The sequence below is a fragment of the Aquabacter sediminis genome (assembly GCF_028863665.1).
GTDB lineage: Bacteria > Pseudomonadota > Alphaproteobacteria > Rhizobiales > Xanthobacteraceae > L1I39.
Genome location: NZ_JARBFX010000001.1, coordinates 380,479 through 396,284 on the forward strand (window position 1 = coordinate 380,479; position 15,806 = coordinate 396,284).

Here is a 15,806-nt window from a genome sequence, read left to right on the forward strand (position 1 = left end):
GGCAAGGCACTGACCTAAAGTGGAGTACAGTCCATGGCTATCTACCTGAACTATGACGGCATCCAGGGCGAGGCGACCCATCAGGATCACCAGAAGTGGATCGATGTGCTGTCCCTCTCTTGGGGCGTCGGCCGCGCCATTGCCACCCCTTCGGGCTCCACCAACAACCGCGAGGCGTCCGAGCCGTCGGTGAGCGAGGTGTCCATCGTCAAGATGTTCGACGCCTCCTCGCCCAAGCTCTTCACGGAAGCCTGCACGGGTAATGCCGGCAAGGTGGTGAAGATCGATCTCGTCTCCACCGGCAGCCCGGGCGTGACCTATGTGACCTACACGCTCACCAATGCCCTGATCTCCTCCTACTCGGTCTCCACCTCCGGCGACCGCCCGACGGAGTCCGTCTCCATCTCCTTCACCAAGCTCGAGTTCAAGTTCACGCCCTATGGCGACGACAACAAGGCCGGCACCCCGGTGACCGTCTCCTACGATCTGGCGACCACCAAGTCGGCCTGATCCGAAGCGGGATCGCGACGTTCCAGGACGTTGCCCTGCCCCTGCGTGCCATTTGGCACCCGGGGGTGGGGCGAACGGCGTTAAGTGGCCTCCAGGTTTTGCAGGACCTGAAAGCGGCGCCTCAGAACCGGGTCCTGATTCACTGCATCGTTTGCACCATTGGTCGAAGGTTCGCCGCCGCCATGAGTTCTCAAGCCGCGCCTGTCCAGGCTGGACGCCTCATCACTCTGACGACCCCGCTTGGCGGCGATACGCTGCTGGCGACCGCCGTGGAGGGCCGGGAGGCGGTGTCTGAGCTGTTCCGATTCAGGCTGGAAATGGTGTCTGCCAATCCCGGGCTCACCGCAAGCCAGCTTCTCGGCAAGCCCCTCACGGTGACCTTGAACCTCCCGAAGGCCGCGCCCCGTCCCATCAACGGCATCGTGACCGCCTTCAGCGCGGGCGCGCGGACGGTGGACGGCCTGCGCCGCTACGAGGTGATCCTCTCGCCCAAGCTTTGGCTTTTGACGCGAACGGTGGATTGCCGCGTCTTCCAGCACCAGAGTGTGGTGCAGATCGTCCAAACCCTTCTCTCGGAAGGCGGCATCTCCGACTACCAGACCAAGGGCCTGACCGGCAGCCATCCGGCACGCGACTATTGCGTCCAATATCGCGAAAGCGATTTCGACTTTCTGTCCCGCATCTGCGCGGAAGAAGGCATTTACTTTTATTTCCAGCATTCCGCCAGCAAGCACACCTTGATCCTGTCCGACAGCGTGTCGGGCTATGGCGACGTGCTGGCCACCCCTGTTCAGCACGCCCCACCCGAAAGCGGGCTCACGCTGGCGATGCAGGCATTCCAGGTGCGCGCCTCCTTCCGTTCCGGCAAGGCCACGCTGCGCGACTATAATTTCGAGCAGCCGACGGGCGATCTCACCGCCTCCACCAGCACCATGCTCGACAACGCCGCCTTTAAGAGCTGGGAAGTGTTCGACTATCCCGGCGGCTACGACCAAAAGGGCGACGGCACCGCTCTCTCGCGCACCCGGATGGAGGCCATCGAGGCCGGCTACAGCGAAGCGGAGGGGCAGTCGACCCTTCCCCAGTTCGCCGCCGGCATCCGCTTCACCCTGTCCGATCACGAGGTGGCGGCGGAGGAGAACAAGACCTATGTGCTGGGCGCCGTCGACCACCGCGCCGAAGATCGCAGCCATCTGGGAAACCAGGAGCAAGAGCCCTCCTACTCCAACAGGTTTGTCGCAATCCCCTCCACTGTGCCCTTGCGACCGCCGACGCTGCCGCCGCGCCCCCTCATCCCGGGGCCGCAGACGGCGCTGGTGGTGGGCCCCTCCGGGGAGGAGATTTATTGCGACAAATATGGCCGTGTGCGCGTCCAGTTCTTTTGGGACCGGCTGGGCAAAAAGGACGACCAGAGCTCATGCTGGGTTCGCGTGGCGCAGACGCTGTCCGGCGCGGGGTTCGGAACCCATTTCACCCCTCGGGTGGGGATGGAGGTGGTGGTGGTCTTTCTTGAAGGCGACCCCGATCAGCCCCTGATCGTCGGCTGCGTGCCCAATGGTCAGAACCTGCCCCCCTACACCTTGCCCGACAACAAGACGCAAAGCGGCATCAAGACGCGATCCTCGAGCCAGGGGAGCGCCTCGACCTTCAATGAGCTGCGCTTCGAGGACAAGAAGGGTGCCGAGCTGGTCTATATGCATGCCCAGAAGGACTTCACCCGCGAGGTGGAGAATGACGACACCCTCACCGTCCAGCACGACCAGACGCTGACCATCAAGAACAACCGCACCGAGACCATCCAAGAAGGCAATGAGAGCGTCACGGTAGGCAAGGGCCACCGCACCGTTGCCATCTCCGAAGGCAATGAAAGCCTGACGGTGGCCAAGGGCAACCGGGCGGTGACGGTCTCGCAGGGCGATGACACCCTCACCGTCTCCAACGGAAATTGCACCACCACGGTCAGCAGCGGCAATCATTCCGTGTCTCTGGGGTCCGGGAATGCCACCACCACCTGCGATGGCGGCTCCATCACGCTCAAGGCGGCACAATCCATCACCCTGAAGGTGGGCGCAAACGCGCTCACCATCAGCCAGAGCGGCATGACGCTGAAGGCAACCCAGATCACCATCACGGCGGATGCCAAGCTCCAGCTCGGCGCGCCCATGGTGAAGGTGAATGGCGATGGCACGGTCCAGGTCCAGGGCGGCCTGGTCACCCTGAATTAGGAACGGCCCCTGAACATGGTGCATCTGGCCCGCTCCCTCCCCAAGATCCGCTTCGCCACGGCCGAGCAGTTGGCTGCCGTGCTGCCACCGGATGAGGACACACGCCCCTTTTTCACGCCTCGCCGCTCCGCGCCGGAGGTGCTCGCGGCATTGCTGGAGGCCGGCGAGCATGTCGCGGCCATCCGCTATCTGGCGGTCGCCCTGCCCCGGCGGGAGGCGGTCTGGTGGGCGTGCGCCGTGGCGCGCCGCTTTCCGGCACCCGTGGCTCGTCCGGAGGAGCAAGCCTGCTGGGCAGCGGCGGAAGCCTGGGTCTACACACCCGGGGATGCCCAGCGTCGGGCCGCTTACGCACCGGCGCAGGCGCTCGATTTTTCCACCGCCGGCGCCTACGCGGCGCTTGGCGTCTATTGGTCTGGGGGAAGCCTCGCGCCGCCGGAAACCGTCCTCGTCATTCCGCCCGGCGATGCACTCACCGGCAGCGCCGTGGGAGCGTCCGTCCTTCTCAGCTGCATACCCGGACCGCCGCGAGAGATTGCAGCCCGGCAGGAGATCGCTCTGGCCATGGGCTTCGACATCGCCGATGGCGGCAGCGGACTGGACGCGCAGGAGCCCGGCGCATGAAGTCCGTGCTCACCCTGACGGTTCGGGGGCTCAGTGACCTTCCGCCAGAGGATCGCACGCGCAGCCTCGAAGCCGGCCGCCTGCGCATTGGGCGCGACGGCGACAATGATTGGGTGATCGAGGACCCCGAGCGCCTCGTCTCCCGCCATCACTGCACCATCATGGCCTCTGGTGGGCTGTTCACGGTCATCGACACATCCGTGAACGGGCTTGTCATCAATGATGCGGAGCGCCCATTGGGGCGCGGAAACTCAGCCTTGCTGAGCGATGGCGATATTCTCCACCTCGCTGGCATCGAGGTTGCCGTCGCCTTGGCCGAGGAGGCAGCAACGGACCAGGATCCGTTGCGCGCCGTTCTGCCGCCCCGCAAAGGCTTTCCCGGAGATGCAGCCATAGCGCCGCCCCCCCCGGCGCCAGCCCCGGCGCCCGCATCCATCTTCCCGGTGGCGCGGCCCTTCCCGCACGCGACCGGCTCAGCCGAGGCGCCCCCTTGGCTTCGACCGTCGACACCTGCCGGACCCGTCCTTCCCGGTGTGGGCAAGGGCGCACCCCCGCTGACCGCTCCGGTGACGCCGGACGACCATTTGCCCGCCGAGCGCCAGGCCTTCGTGCCCGGCAGACTTGCCCCGCAGCTCATTCCCGACGACTGGGACGCCGACCCAAAGCCGGCAGAACCTGTTCGGAAGGCCGCGCCGGAGGCATCCCGTCCCGCTTTGGCCCTCCTCCTGATCGAAGCGCTCGCCCGCATCGCTGCCGCATCGGAGGAGGCCGAGGCGACGCTGCTGGAAGGACCGCCAGACGAGGTCCTCGCACGCCTGGAAGGGGGCGATCCGGCCTGGACGGGGTTGGCCCTGGCAAGTCTTTCCGCTGCGATCGCCACGCGCCTGGCGGGAGGAGCCTGTCCAGCCCTGCCGCAGGACATGCACCGCCGATCAAACATTGACCCGACGGCCGAGGGAGACGGGGCACCATGAGCAACCACAACAAGGTGGTCTGGTCCGAGGGGATGTTCCTGAAGGCACAGCATTTCCAGCAGCAGGACCGGTTCGTGGAACGCCTCGTCCGCCAGCGCGCGGATGCGCTGGTGCCTTTCGGCTGGGGCTTTCGTACCCTGACGCTCAACCGCGACCTGCTGGGCCTCGGCAAGCTCGCGCTCGACCGGTGTGACGGCGTCTTCGAGGATGGAACACCGTTCTGCGTGCCGGAAGACGACCTCCATCCCGCGCCGCTCGTTCCGCCGGTCGCACTGACCAACAGCATCGTCTATCTGTGCGTACCCCTGGTTCTGCGGGGCGCGCCTGAAGTGGATATGGGCCTTCAGATCCAGTCCACCGCACGATTTCGCGCAGAGGACCAGGAGGTGATGGACGCCATCGGGGGATCGCAGGCGGTGGCGCAGGTGCGCACCGCCCGCCTGCGGCTCAGCCTCATGCTGGAGCATGAGGACCGCGCCGGCTTCCAATGCCTCGGCATCGCCCGCATCGCCGAGGTGACGGCAGACCAGCGCATCATCCTCGATCCCGACTACATTCCCCCTTGCCTCAATGCCTCCGTCTCCCCGGTGCTCTCGGGCGCGCTGTCGGAGGTGACGGCCATGCTGCACCACCGCGGCCAAGCGCTCGCGCCGCGCGTGACGGGGTCCAGCAGCCACGGCGTGGCAGAAATCGCCGACTTCCTGATGCTTCAGATGATCAACCGGGTTGAACCGTTGCTGATTCATCTGGCCAGCCTGAAGAGCGTGCATCCCGAACGCCTATTCAGCACCTTCCTTCAGATCGCCGGCGAATTGTCCACCTTCACCGTGCCCCATAAGCGGCCGCGGGACTATCCCGCCTACCGCCACGACGCGTTGGAGATCCCGTTCAACTCGGTGCTGTCGGACCTGCGCCGCTCGCTGAGCACCGTCCTGGAACAGAACGCCGTCCAAATCGTGCTGGAGGACAGGCGCTATGGCATCCGGGTGGGCACCATTGCGGATCGCAGCCTGGTGGCCAGCGCGGCGTTTGTTCTGGTGGTGAAGGCGAGCCTCCCGGGCGAGACCATCCGCCGCTCGCTGCCCGCCTTGGTGAAGATTGGCCCGGTCGAACAAATCCGGGAACTGGTGAATGTCCAGTTGCCCGGCATCCGTGTGACGCCTCTCGCGGTCGCCCCGCGCCAGATTCCCTATCACGCCGGGGCCGTTTATTTCGAACTGGAAGCGGATAGTCCTCTATGGCGGCAAATGGCGACCACCGGAGGAATTGCCGTGCATCTGGCAGGGGATTTCCCTGATGCCCTGATGGAATTGTGGGCCATCCGCCGGTGAGCCTGCCGGCTAAGGATGCCGGGATTTGCGATGATTTTCGTGGACGCGCACGCGGCGTCATGCGGATGCAACAGGTCCGGGCCACATCTTCGTCATTTGCGAGGGTGGAACAGGCATGAGCACGGGCGTACCGGCCCAGGAGGGTGAGGAAACCACCATCTTCTCGCCCGCAGCCGCGGCGCGCCGGGGGCTAAATCGCGACGCAGCGGCCGCGCCCCAGGCCGTTCCCCTCCCCCGCCCAGCGGGCGACCTTGGCGCCGGTGCGCCCTCTGCGCCGAGCGCGTTCCGTCAGTCGCCTCCCTCTTTCGTGGCGCCTCCCGTCTTGCGCCGAACCCGCGCGGCACCAAAGGCCAGTGCCCTCTCCCTTGGCCGCGATCGCCGACCCCAGGCGGTACAGGCGGCGGCAGACATTTATCGGGACAATCCGGGGCTCGCCCTCGCGGTGCCCATCTTCGAGATGTTGGTCCATCTCCAGGGCGAGCAGTTCGTGGACGTGCGTGCGGTCCATGCGCAGATGCTGGAGGAACTGCACGTCTTCGAGACCCGTGCGGCGGCCGAGGGCCTGTCGCACCAGCATATTCAATTGATCCTTTATGCCCTCGCCGCCACCGCCGACGACACCATCCTCCAGACACCCTGGGCCAAGGATAGCGACTGGACGTCGAAGACCCTCATCTCAGCCTATTTCCAGGAAACCTGGGGCGGGGAACGTTTCTTCACCTTGCTCCAGCAGATGATGACGGCGCCGCTCACCGCCGTGCGGGAAATCGAGTTCTATTTCTTTTGCATCGAATTCGGATTTGAAGGGAAGTATCGGCTCGCCTCCAACGGTCCCGGCGAACTGTCGCGCATTCAGGACGACCTGTTTCAGTTCCTGCGTTCCGTGCGGGGCACCATCAAGCCCGATTTGTCGCCCGCCTGGCACGGCCTGGGGCTGGACCGCAGCAAGCCGCGCGACATGATGATGCATTGGCTCGGGGCGCTCGGGCTCGTCTGTGCGTTGCTGATCCTCTTCCTCGTATTGGCGATTACACTGCGGCGGGAGGCGGGTCTCGTGGCCCGCCAGGTGGACGGCCTTCTCGTCGACCCACCGCCCGTGCTGCGGCCCGCCACCCCGCGACACCCGGATGCAGCACCGAGCCCGGCAGTCCCCCCACCGGCCGCCAGTCCCGCGCCCTCCACGCCACCCGCCGCGCCCCCGCCTCCGGCGCCACCTCCGATCCCAACCCTCACGCCGTTCCAGATCATCTCCAAAGCACTGGCGGAGGATGTGAAGGCCGGCCTGCTGACCGTCAGCGAGCGCGAAGGCAAGGTGGTCATTCGAACGCAGGGCGAAGTGTTTGCCTCCGCCAGCACCACGCTGCGATCGCCATTCCCGGATGTGCTTCGGCACGTCGCTGACGCCATCGCACCGCTTGCTGCATCGGTGGAGGTGCTGGGCTTCTCGGACAATGTGCCCATTCGCTCCACCACCTATCCCAACAATCTCGCGCTTTCGGCCGCGCGGGCGGAGCGCGTGGCAGACGTGCTCAAGCCGGACATGGCCGACCACCCTGTGCCCATCACGGCAACCGGCCGAGGCTCGGCCGACCCCATCGCTTCAAATGACACCCCGGAGGGCCGCCAGAGCAACCGGCGGGTCGAGATCCTCGTGACCCCGCGCTAGGCGGCGAAGGAAGATGATGCCCGCTCGTACCTCCTGGACCTTCTGGCGCTGGCTGGTGCTGCTTGCTGCCACCCTGATCGTTGGCCTGCTGGTTTGGTTTGTGGCGCCTCACGTCTCCGTGGCCGGGCACAGCCTGCTGCCCGATCTGCCGTCCCGCATCCTGGCGGTGATCCTGGTTGTGCTTCTGGGCGCCATGATTGCCCTGTTCTGGATTATGGCGAGGCCCGCCGAACGGGCCTCCCGTCGCGAAGGAGCGCCCCATGACAGACTGGGCGAAGCGCGCACGCGCCAGAGGCAGGAGCTGGACCGCGGCTTCCGGCTGGCGCTCGGTGTGCTCAGGCGCATCCGCAAGCCCCATTTTCTCAGCAGTACGTACCGATATGAACTGCCCTGGTATGCGGTCATAGGGCCAGAGGGCGCCGGCAAGACCAGCCTGGTTCATGCCTCTGGCCTGCGTTTTCCATTGAACGAGCGACGCAGCGGCCGCATCAGTGCGGGACCCCTGAGCTTTTCCTTCACCGACCATGCCGTCTTGGTGGAGGCCAGATGCCCTTCTCCCCTCGACCAGGAAGCGGGCGTCCTCGCCACATTCGGCAGCCTTCTGCGCCGCTACCGCGGCCGCCAGCCGCTCAACGGCGTGCTTTTGGTGCTGAACTTGACAGAGGTGCTCGCGGCATCGGACGTGACGCGCTTCTCCTTTCATGCCGACCTGCGAGAGCATTTGGAGCGCCTGCAACGGGAGATTCGTCGCCGGGTTCCGGTCTATGTGATCTTCAGCCACACCGACCAGGTGCCGGGGTTCGAGACCTTCGCGGCCAACCTCTCCGCCACCGATCGGCGTGCGGTCTTCGGCCTCACCCTGCCCCTTTACGACGAGCGGGGGATGACCCCGAAGGGCAAGCCCCTGGCAGCAACGGTTGCGGCGGAGTTCGATCACTTCCTGCAATGGCAGCGGCCGCGGACACTCACCCAGCTGAACGCCGCCTTCGAGGTGCAGGAGCGCCTCGACTGCTTCCTCTTCGTGCCGCAGCTGGCTACGCTGAAGCCGGTGCTCTCCGAACTGGTGGAAGACGTTTTCCGTCCCACCGATTTCGAGCGACCGCTGCTGTTGCGCGGTCTCTATTTCACCGCAGCTCCCGATCCAGGGTCCGATCCCAATGTGGCCCACCCGGCGAGGGATGGGGAAGGCGCGCCCGGCGAGCGCAGGAGCGAGGGCTACTTCATCCGCGACCTCCTGGAGCGGGTGGTTTTCGCAGAGGCCGGCCTGGCCGAGCGTGATCCGACCTCGCGCCGCCGGGACTCTGCGCTGCGCCTGGGCCTCTTCGCCGCCGGCATCGCCGCAGCAGCCGCGCTGACCTTGTGGTGGTCCGTCAGCTTCGTTGCCAACCGTTACCTGGTGGAGGACCTCGCCCAGGGGACCGCCAAGGCCCAGACGGCCATTTCGGAACTGGGCCTGGCGGTGAAGGAGATTCCTGCCGACCAGGTGGACCTTTCCGCCATCGTCCCCACCCTCACCGCGCTCGAGAACCTGCCCACCGGGTGGGGCTATCGCGATGCAGCCACGCCGCTTCGCATGAATGGAGGCCTATCCCAAGCGGGCTTCCTCTCCACCTATACGATCCAGGAGTACAAGGACGGTCTCCTCACTCTCCTGCTGCCTCGCCTGGAGACGGTGGTCCAGAGATCTGTCACCGACACGCTCGGCAATCCGCAGGATCTCTACGGCGCGCTCATGGTCTATCTGATGCTGGGCGGCGCCGGCCCCATGAACACGGATGCGATTGTGGACTGGGTGCGGCGCTACCTCATCTCGGCCTATCCCGGCCCGGCCCAGGCTCCGCTGCGCGTCTCACTCCTGGATCATGTGCGCAACCTGTTGACCATTGGCTTTCCGCCGCTGGAACTGAACCAGACCCTCGTCTCGCAGGCACGCACCGTGCTGAGTGCCTATCCGGCCGCCGAGCGCGGCATGACGGAACTCCTCAAGCTGCCGGAAATCAATTCCCTCATCCCCTGGCGCCTCACGGACGTGGCCGGACCGTTGACGCCCTATGCGTTGGCCCGGCGATCCGGCAAGCCGCTCTCGGCACCCATCGCCGGCATGTACACGGCTGACCAGTTCTTCACCGTTGTTCTGCCCGCCATCGACCGCATCGCCCAGCGCCTCGCAGCCGAGGACTGGGTGCGGTTCCCAGCCACGCCGGACATGCCGCTGGCGCATCGTGCCGCCCAGCTGAAGCGCGACATCCGTGGCCTCTATGTGAGCGACTATATTGCCGAATGGCAGAATCTTCTCAGCGACGTGGCGCTGTTGCCGTTTGACAGCCTCCAGGCGGAAGTGAGCATACTCCAAGCCCTGATCGGGCCGCCTTCGCCCCTCGACAGCTATCTGAAATCGGTGGCGCAGCAGACCACGCTGGCGCCGCCGCCACCGCCCGATCCCGCCAAGACCGCCGCCGAAACTTTCCGCACCCTGATCCCGGGCGGTGATACACCAACTCCCAGCACGCCCGGCGCCGGGCTGGCACAAGCCGTGACCGACCATTTCTCCGGGCTGCATCGCTTCGTGACGGGACAGCCGAGCCCCCTGGAAGAGGTGCTCAAGACGATCGGCCAGTTGCGCATGATCATCGGTCCAGCTGCAAGCCTGGGCTCGGGCAACCCGGCGCAGCTGACCGAGCTCACCTCCGGCCCGGCCTTTGCGCAAATCCTCAATCAGTTGAAGCTGTCCACGGTCACCGCGCCGCCTGGCCTCGCAGATTCGATCCTCGGCCTGGTGCGACAGACGTCCTCCATCACCAATGCAGGGGTCCGCGCGGACCTGGACGCCACCTGGAAGACGCAGATCCTGCCCTTCTGCCAACAGGCGATCAGTGGCCGCTACCCGTTTGCCGTATCCTCCACCGATACGACCTTGGCGGATTTCACCCGCATGTTCGGCCCGGACGGCCTGCTGGACCGCTTCTTCGAGCGCCAGCTGAAGCCCTTCGTTGACACCACCGTTTCCCCCTGGAAAATGCTGGCCAATGCGGGCGCGGCGCCCGACATCACGTCGCAGGGCCTTGCCCTGTTCGAGCAGGCGGACCGCATCCGGTCCATGTTCTTCCCCCAGGGCGCCACAGCACCCCAGCTCAACTTCGAACTCACCCCCACCGACCTCGACGCTGGCGCCATGCGGGTGCGCCTTGAGGTTGATGGGCAGGCCCTCCTCTACCAATATGGGCCGCCGCAGGCTGTCTCGTTCAAATGGCCCGGGATCACCTCCGGTGTGCGGGTGGAGTTCGGGGCTTCGACACCCGGGCAGCCGTCTTCGCTCTCCGTGCCCGGTCCGTGGGCGCTGTTCCGCTTTCTGGGAGGACGACCGCTGACGCGGCTAGGGCCCAGCCGCTTCGCCTTTACCGTGTCGCTTGGGCCCCGCAATGCCAGCTTCACCCTGGATGCGGCGAGCGTCAGCAACCCCTTCCGCCAGAACCCCCTGACCGGCTTCCGGTGCCTGTCTTCCCTTGTCTCGGGCTGAGGGGAGGATCGCAGGCGGATCGGAGCCCGATCGTGTCATTAATCTGATGTATAAACCTTCTATCACTTAGTGTGCGAGCTGCCTTTTTGCATGCGTGGAGCATGGAACGCTTCAGTCATCCCCTATTCTAAAGCTTTCACGCAAAAGGCCATGACGGATACATTTACGTTCGATCCCCAGTTACTTATCGCGCCTCTTGGCGATGAGGATCCCATCGGCACGGATCCGAGAGCGGACATTTCTCCGTCTTCCCGCTTCCTGGCCCTGAAGGATGCACGAGCGGCCGCCCGCCGGAAGGAACGCGCCAAGGACATAGACGCTGATGCCCCATCCGCCACTGAGGAATGGGAAGATGTGGCGCGCCTGGGCTACGAGATCCTCTCCGAACAGGCAAAGGATCTTGAAGTCTGCGCCTGGCTGATCGAGGCCCTTCTGCGGCTGGACGGTTTCACCGGATTGCGGACCGGGATCGAGGTGGCGCGAGGCTTGGTCGAGGCCTATTGGGACGGTGTCTTTCCCTTGCCGGACGAGGACGGCCACGAGCCGCGCATTGCTCCGTTCATCGCGCTCAACGGGGCGAGCTCGGACGGCACCCTGGTTCAGCCGCTGCGGAAGGTTCCCCTGACCCCGGGCGAGGAGGGTGTGCCGCTGTGGCAATATGAGCAGGCGCTCGAAGTCAGCCGGATCACGGATGCTGCCAAGCGCGAGGCCCGCATCTCAGCCGGCGCGCTCGCCCTCGACGCCTTCCATATGGCGGTTCAAGGCGCGCCCGCGTCCTTCTTTGCGGGGCTGGTCGCGCAGATCGATGCAGCCCTTCGGAGTTTGAACGCCCTCTCCGACGCCTTCGTGGCGCGCGTAGGGGCGGACGCACCTCCCGCCGGCGCCATTCGGGCGCTTCTGGAGGCCAACCGCGAAGCCGTACAGACGTTTGCCGCCGACAAACTCGCGCAGGCCACCGCCAGCCACGCCCTTGATACGCTCGACCCCACCGGGATGGACGAGCCGGAGGAAGAAGCCTCCGCTGCGTCGGCAGGCGATGGCAGTGCGTCCGCGCGGCGGCCGGCGACCCGCGACCAGGCGCTCAACCAGATCCTGGAGATCGCCCGCTTCTTCCGGGTGAGCGAGCCCCATTCGCCGGTGTCCTACGTGCTGGAGGAAACGGTGCGGCGGGCACGCATGTCCATGACCGAGCTCCTCGACGAGCTGATCGTGGACCAGGACGCACGCCGCTACTTCTACCTCGCCTCCGGTATCCGCCCGCCCGCGACTGACGACTAGCGCCGCGACCCAGCCTTTTGCTTCCATTCCAAGGGGGACATGCCCGCGATGCCCAGTATCCATGACAAGCTGAACCGGGTGCGCAAGCCCCGCGTCCACATCACCTATGATGTGGAAACCGAAGGCGCGATGGTGCAGAAGGAACTGCCCTTCGTGGTCGGCGTGCTCGGCGACTTCTCCGGCGACCCCAGCGAGCCCCTCAAGCCGCTGACCGAGCGCAAGTTCATCCAGATCGATCGGGACAATTTCGATCAGGTCCTGGCGCGCATGACGCCTGGGCTCAAGATCAAGGTGGATAACACCCTGGCGGATGATGGCAGCCAGCTGTCCGTGGAACTGGCCTTCAGGTCCATGGATGATTTCGAGCCTGCGGCCGTCGTGGAACGGGTGGAACCGTTGCGAAAGCTGATGGAAGTGCGCAGCCAGCTGCGCGACTTGCTGTCCAAGGCTGACCGTTCGGAAAACCTGGAAACCCTGCTCGAGCAGATCCTGTCCGACGACGCGCGGCTTAAGGCCCTCGGCGAGGAACTGGGCGTGTCCGAAGAAAAGACGGAGGGCTGATCCATGAGCGCCGCTGAAGCACAGGCCCAGTCTGCCGAAACGGTCGAGACCAAGGAGCTTTCCTTTCTCGATCAGGCCATCGCCGCCACCAAGCAGACCGATCCGGACCGGACCGCGGAGTTGCTGCGCACCCTGACTCAGGAAGCGCTCGCCGGGACGCTGACCTATTCCAAGAACCTGGCCCAGACTATCAATGCCGCCATCACGGCCATCGACGGAAAGCTCTCGGCCCAGCTCAACGCCATCATGCATCATGCGGACTTCCAGAAGCTGGAAGGCACCTGGCGGGGGCTGAACCATCTGGTGATGAACTCGGAGACAGGCTCCAGCCTTAAGATCCGGGTGCTCAACTGCACCAAAAAGGAGCTCTACAAGAGCCTGACTAAGGCTTCCGAGTTCGACCAGAGCGTGATCTTCAAGAAGATTTACGAGACGGAGTTCGGCAGCCCCGGCGGCGAACCCTATGGCGCGCTGATCGGCGACTACGAGTTCAGCAACCACCCCGAGGACGTGGAACTGCTGAGCCAGGTCTCTCAGGTGGCGGCAGCAGCGTTCGCCCCCTTCATCTCGGCGGCGAGCCCGAAGCTGTTTGGCTTTGACGAATATACTGAACTGTCCAAGCCGCGGGACCTGGAAAAGATCTTTGACAGCGTCGAATATGCCAAGTGGCGGTCCTTCCGAGAGAGCGAGGATTCCCGCTTCGTCACCCTCACCTTGCCCCGCACCCTTGCCCGCTTGCCCTATGGCAGCCAGACCAAGCCGGTCGAGGCATTCGACTATGAGGAAAGCCCCATCCAGGGCGGCGTCGCGCGCGGCATGGCGCATGACGAATATTGCTGGATGAATTCGGCTTACGTGCTGGGCGCGCGCCTGACCGACGCCTTCGCCCAGCATGGCTGGTGCACGGCTATTCGCGGCGCCGAGGGCGGCGGCAAGGTGGAAAACCTGCCGAGCCATGTGTTCGTCTCCGATGATGGCGACACCGATCAGCAGTGCCCCACCGAGATTGGCATCACCGACCGGCGCGAGGCGGAGCTCTCAAAGCTCGGCTTCCTTCCTCTGTGCCACTACAAGGGCACGGACTATGCGGTCTTCTTCGGCGCCCAGACCACCCAGAAACCCAAGAAGTATGACCGTCCGGAAGCCACGGCCAATGCGGCCATTTCCGCACGCCTGCCTTACATCATGGCCACGTCCCGCTTCGCCCACTACCTGAAGATCATGGGCCGCGACAAGGTCGGCTCCTTCATGGAAGCCAGCGACTGCGAGGCTTGGCTCAACCGCTGGATCATCAACTATGTCAACGGCAACCCCGATGCCGGGCAGGAGATGAAGGCGAAGTATCCGCTCGCCGAGGCCAAGGTGGAAGTGCGCGAGATCCCCGGCAAGCCCGGTGCCTACAATGCGGTGGCGTGGCTGCGCCCGTGGCTGCAGATGGAGGAGCTCACCACCTCCCTGCGCATGGTCGCCCGCATTCCTGCAACGGCCTGAGGCGAGAGCAAGGCGCCCCCGTGCCTTCGACACAGCACGAAGCCGAGCAAGGCCCGTCCCCCTGGGTCGGGCCTTCTCCCGCGCCGGAGGCCGAAAGGCCGGCCCCGGCGGAGCCTGGTGCTCCAGCCGGACGGGAGGGGTTGCGCCGGCACGCGGTGGATATGGCCCTCGCCCGTCAGGCGGATGAGCGGCTGGAGGCCTTTCTGATCGCCACCGATCCGGCCGAGGCGCTCGCCGACTGGTTCGGTTCGGATCTGGCGGTGATCGGCGACGGCCGGACCTTGCAAGCCGCCATTGAACGGGACATCGCCTTCCTCGACGCCCTTCTGACGCAACAGCTGAACCAGGTGCTTCATCATCGCCGGTTCCTCAAGCTGGAAGCCTCCTGGCGCGGGCTGCGCTATCTCGTGACGTCCGCTTCTGGGGCGGAAAACGTCCTGGTTCGCGTGCTCAATGCCACCTGGCGGGAACTTGCCAACGACTTCGACCGAGCTGGCGACTTCGACCAGAGCGCCCTCTTTTCCAAGGTCTACAGCGAAGAGTTCGGCATGCCGGGCGGTAAGCCCTACGGCGTGCTCCTGTGCGACTACACGATCCAGCATCGCCCCTCCGCAGAGCACCCGGTGGATGACGTCTCGGCGGTGTCGAGCCTTGCCGCTGTCGCGGCGGCAGCCTTCGCGCCCGCCATCCTGAACGCCTCGCCACGCCTGCTGGGCCTTGATGACTTCCGCGACCTCGATCACGTCCAGAGTCTGGCGGGCCTCTTTCGGCCCCTGGAATATGCCCGCTTCAGCCGGCTGAGAGATGCCGAGGATTCCCGCTTCATCGGTCTCGTGCTGCCTCGCATCCTTCTGCGGTCCCCGCGCATCCGCGATGGAGCGCCGGGCCTAGCCTTTCGGTATCGGGAGGATGCGCAGGGTCTGTCCACCCATCACCTGTGCTGGGGCGGCGCGGTGTTCGCCTTTGGCGAAATTCTTGTGCGCAATTTCCATCTGCACGGCTGGTTCGCCGATATGTGCGGCACCCGCCGCGATGAAGTCGACCACGGCGTGGTGACCGGACTGAGCGCGCCCTCGGCAGAGACCGATGCGCCGGGCGTTGTGCCCCGCTTTGCCAGCGAACTGGCCATCCCCGCCCATCTGGAACAGGACCTCTGGCAGTCGGGCCTGATGACGCTCAATGTATGCAAGGATACGCCGCGCCTGGCCTTTCATTCCTCGGTTTCGATCCAGAAGGTGAGTGCTGCTGATGCAACACCTGCGGGGGTGAATGCGCGCCTTTCGGCCATGCTGCGCTATATTCTCTGCGTGTCGCGTTTCGCGCACTACGTGAAGGTGAAAATCCGCGATCGCATCGGCAGCTATGTGACTGCTGATGCGTGCGAGCGCGACCTGCAAGCCTGGCTGCACAGCTATTGCCTCGGCAATGATGACGCCTCTCCGGAGATGAAGGCGCGCTATCCCTTGCGCGAGGCGCGTGTGTCGGTGCGGGCCGCGCCGGGGCGCGCCAGCGCGCTGAACTGCGTCCTGCACCTGCGTCCCCATTTCCAGCTCGACCATGTGTTCACCACCTTCAAGCTCGTGACGGAGCTGGCGCTCGCGCCTGCCCGCGCGGCGCCCTGACCCGGAAGGC

At 65.4% G+C, this 15,806-nt stretch carries 11 protein-coding genes; all 11 read left to right on the forward strand.

What is annotated here, in order from left to right; genetic code table 11:
* Nucleotides 1-33: 33 nt before the first annotated feature.
* The gene (locus PV781_RS01735; RefSeq protein WP_274773901.1) at nucleotides 34-510 is read left to right on the forward strand and encodes an Hcp family type VI secretion system effector; all 477 of its coding nucleotides are present in this window, start codon (nucleotides 34-36) and stop codon (nucleotides 508-510) included.
* 182 nt (nucleotides 511-692) lie between these two features.
* The gene (locus PV781_RS01740) at nucleotides 693-2,735 is read left to right on the forward strand and encodes a type VI secretion system Vgr family protein (RefSeq protein WP_274773902.1); all 2,043 of its coding nucleotides are present in this window, start codon (nucleotides 693-695) and stop codon (nucleotides 2,733-2,735) included.
* Between the two features lie 15 nt (nucleotides 2,736-2,750).
* Entirely contained in the window at nucleotides 2,751-3,356 is a 606-nt protein-coding gene (locus tag PV781_RS01745; protein ID WP_274773903.1) for a DUF6931 family protein, read from the forward strand.
* A complete protein-coding gene (locus tag PV781_RS01750) occupies nucleotides 3,353-4,330 on the forward strand; it encodes an FHA domain-containing protein (RefSeq protein WP_274773904.1) in 978 nt (325 codons plus the stop codon). The genes PV781_RS01745 and PV781_RS01750 overlap by 4 nt, the downstream gene beginning before the upstream one ends.
* Nucleotides 4,327-5,661 (forward strand): type VI secretion system baseplate subunit TssK, encoded by a 1,335-nt coding sequence (gene tssK, locus PV781_RS01755; protein ID WP_274773905.1) that lies wholly within the window; start codon nucleotides 4,327-4,329, stop codon nucleotides 5,659-5,661. The genes PV781_RS01750 and tssK overlap by 4 nt, the downstream gene beginning before the upstream one ends.
* A gap of 322 nt (nucleotides 5,662-5,983) precedes the next feature.
* Entirely contained in the window at nucleotides 5,984-7,327 is a 1,344-nt protein-coding gene (icmH, locus tag PV781_RS01760; RefSeq protein ID WP_274773906.1) for a type IVB secretion system protein IcmH/DotU, read from the forward strand.
* A gap of 16 nt (nucleotides 7,328-7,343) precedes the next feature.
* On the forward strand, nucleotides 7,344-10,844 hold the full coding sequence (gene tssM / locus PV781_RS01765) for a type VI secretion system membrane subunit TssM (protein ID WP_274773907.1): 3,501 nt from the start codon (nucleotides 7,344-7,346) through the stop codon (nucleotides 10,842-10,844).
* Nucleotides 10,845-10,994: 150 nt separating this feature from the next.
* Nucleotides 10,995-12,122 carry a type VI secretion system protein TssA gene (gene tssA / locus PV781_RS01770; protein WP_274773908.1) on the forward strand — a complete coding sequence of 376 codons (1,128 nt, stop codon included), beginning with the start codon at nucleotides 10,995-10,997 and terminating at the stop codon, nucleotides 12,120-12,122.
* Nucleotides 12,123-12,170: 48 nt separating this feature from the next.
* On the forward strand, nucleotides 12,171-12,683 hold the full coding sequence (gene tssB / locus PV781_RS01775; RefSeq protein WP_274773909.1) for a type VI secretion system contractile sheath small subunit: 513 nt from the start codon (nucleotides 12,171-12,173) through the stop codon (nucleotides 12,681-12,683).
* 3 nt (nucleotides 12,684-12,686) lie between these two features.
* On the forward strand, nucleotides 12,687-14,174 hold the full coding sequence (gene tssC / locus PV781_RS01780) for a type VI secretion system contractile sheath large subunit (protein WP_274773910.1): 1,488 nt from the start codon (nucleotides 12,687-12,689) through the stop codon (nucleotides 14,172-14,174).
* 161 nt (nucleotides 14,175-14,335) lie between these two features.
* Complete coding sequence (gene tssC / locus PV781_RS01785) at nucleotides 14,336-15,796, forward strand: type VI secretion system contractile sheath large subunit (protein WP_274773911.1); 1,461 nt, start codon at nucleotides 14,336-14,338, stop codon at nucleotides 15,794-15,796.
* Nucleotides 15,797-15,806: the final 10 nt, after the last annotated feature.

Coding starts and splice junctions, on each gene's coding strand:
- PV781_RS01735 (WP_274773901.1), top strand. CDS start 34: ATGGCTATCTACCTGAACTATGACGGCATCCAGGGCGAGGCGACCCAT.
- PV781_RS01740 (WP_274773902.1), top strand. CDS start 693: ATGAGTTCTCAAGCCGCGCCTGTCCAGGCTGGACGCCTCATCACTCTG.
- PV781_RS01745 (WP_274773903.1), top strand. CDS start 2,751: ATGGTGCATCTGGCCCGCTCCCTCCCCAAGATCCGCTTCGCCACGGCC.
- PV781_RS01750 (WP_274773904.1), top strand. CDS start 3,353: ATGAAGTCCGTGCTCACCCTGACGGTTCGGGGGCTCAGTGACCTTCCG.
- tssK (WP_274773905.1), top strand. CDS start 4,327: ATGAGCAACCACAACAAGGTGGTCTGGTCCGAGGGGATGTTCCTGAAG.
- tssM (WP_274773907.1), top strand. CDS start 7,344: ATGCCCGCTCGTACCTCCTGGACCTTCTGGCGCTGGCTGGTGCTGCTT.
- tssA (WP_274773908.1), top strand. CDS start 10,995: ATGACGGATACATTTACGTTCGATCCCCAGTTACTTATCGCGCCTCTT.
- tssB (WP_274773909.1), top strand. CDS start 12,171: ATGCCCAGTATCCATGACAAGCTGAACCGGGTGCGCAAGCCCCGCGTC.
- tssC (WP_274773910.1), top strand. CDS start 12,687: ATGAGCGCCGCTGAAGCACAGGCCCAGTCTGCCGAAACGGTCGAGACC.
- tssC (WP_274773911.1), top strand. CDS start 14,336: ATGGCCCTCGCCCGTCAGGCGGATGAGCGGCTGGAGGCCTTTCTGATC.